This is a genomic window from Pseudidiomarina gelatinasegens (assembly GCF_004025325.1).
GTDB lineage: Bacteria > Pseudomonadota > Gammaproteobacteria > Enterobacterales > Alteromonadaceae > Pseudidiomarina > Pseudidiomarina gelatinasegens.
Map to the genome: position 1 here is coordinate 1 of NZ_RSFE01000024.1, position 1501 is coordinate 1501.

The window sequence follows — 1501 nt, forward strand, 5'->3', positions numbered from 1 at the left end:
GTCCGCTTCACGCCCTGAGACTTTCAGCAAGTTTTTTATGCCATCAATAAAGGCGATTGTCTCTCTCGTAATGCTTTTAAATATCTTGCTTCATCGTAACGTGTTTTCGTTTTCCAGCAACAGTAGATGATGCGTATCCATTTAAATGCTAATGCCCGAACTGCAGACTGGTGGGATTTGCCTTTTTCTCGTTGTTGCTGATAGTAAAGACCAGCCCAATATGATGAATATACCGTTTTGGCAGCCCATTCAACGAATGTTTGCCTCACGAACTTGGCGCATTGCCATCGCCAGTGCACCCATGACTTCTGTCCGCTACGCTCGGTCACCGGAGCTACCCCCGCATAATTTTGTATTTCTTCGGCACTGTTAAAACGATTCCGGTCATCACCTAAAGCAGCGAGCATTCTCGGCCCCATACAAGGGCCCATACTCGGTAACGATTTGAATAAGCTAGCATCTGGTAATGTATCAAACAGCGTTTCAATTCGTTCATCATAGGCTTTGATATTTTCGGCCACTAGCTTTATTTGTTTGGCTAGGGCCAATGCCATTAAAGCGTTAGCTTCGATTACACTCGCGTCGGTGGTAAGTGGGACAGCGTTAAAAATAGACTCAATACGCTGTTCGGTATGAGCAACTGCAGTCCCTCCTTTTGCATTGAGGAATAGCCTGACCGTATGCGGTCTCGCACGTTTTAATTGTTGGAGCGTAGGCCATCGTATTATCAGGTCACAGAATAACTCACTGTCCCGGTGTGAAAACCAATCCAGAGGTTGCGGATAGTATTGCTTGAGCGTATTGATAATGCGATTAACAAAGCGACGCTTATCTTCCACTAGCAGCCGGCGTTGTTCAACGAGCTGTTGTAGCAAACGAATGTCACTATTGCTTGGCTCAATAGCTTTGATCTTCTTGGGGTAACGCAGCATCAAATCGAGTGCTAATTCAGCATCAAGTGGATCATCTTTGACGCCACTGGGCCAAAAAGCTTGTCGATATCGAGCCAACGATAAGGCATGCACCGGAAAAACCGTAACAAAGGAATACTTCTGAAGTGCGTATACTATCGGTCCTTTCTTCAGCTCAAGGGCAACCGCAATCTTTCCCTTTACTTGCTTGTGCAATTCCTTAAGCCAGGAATCAAGTGCTTCAGGCGTATGTTTTATTACCTGAAAGCGACGTTCACCACTTTCGTATTGAATACATACATCGTGTTTTTTATCAGCCCAGTCCAATCCGACATGGGCAGCAAACTGATTAATCGCAGTCATAACCAACTCCTATTTACTGAAGATTGGTATGCTTTCCACGCTCTTCGAAAGAAATATAGCTAGCAGTCTTAATGCATGCCCTGAGTATTCGTTAGCGAGCAATGGAGCACTTACTGGATCGAAAGAAAAGCGGTGATCGTCGAGTGATTCTCGCTCAATATTCGTATCCAATAAGCGCATACCCTGATGCATATCAAAGTGTAGTTCTCAGGGTACGAATGACTATA

Annotated in this window: 1 protein-coding gene; it reads right to left on the minus strand. The window is 44.9% G+C overall.

Annotated elements, in window-relative coordinates; all coding sequences use genetic code 11:
- Window positions 1-35: 35 nt before the first annotated feature.
- The gene (locus tag EGC76_RS11865) at window positions 36-1274 is read right to left on the minus strand and encodes an IS110 family RNA-guided transposase (RefSeq protein ID WP_128353210.1); all 1239 of its coding nucleotides are present in this window, start codon (window positions 1272-1274) and stop codon (window positions 36-38) included.
- Window positions 1275-1501 lie beyond the last annotated feature (227 nt).

Bases quoted from the DNA above. Each gene is read 5' to 3' on its own strand.
- EGC76_RS11865 (WP_128353210.1), bottom strand. From the start codon at position 1,274: ATGACTGCGATTAATCAGTTTGCTGCCCATGTCGGATTGGACTGGGCT.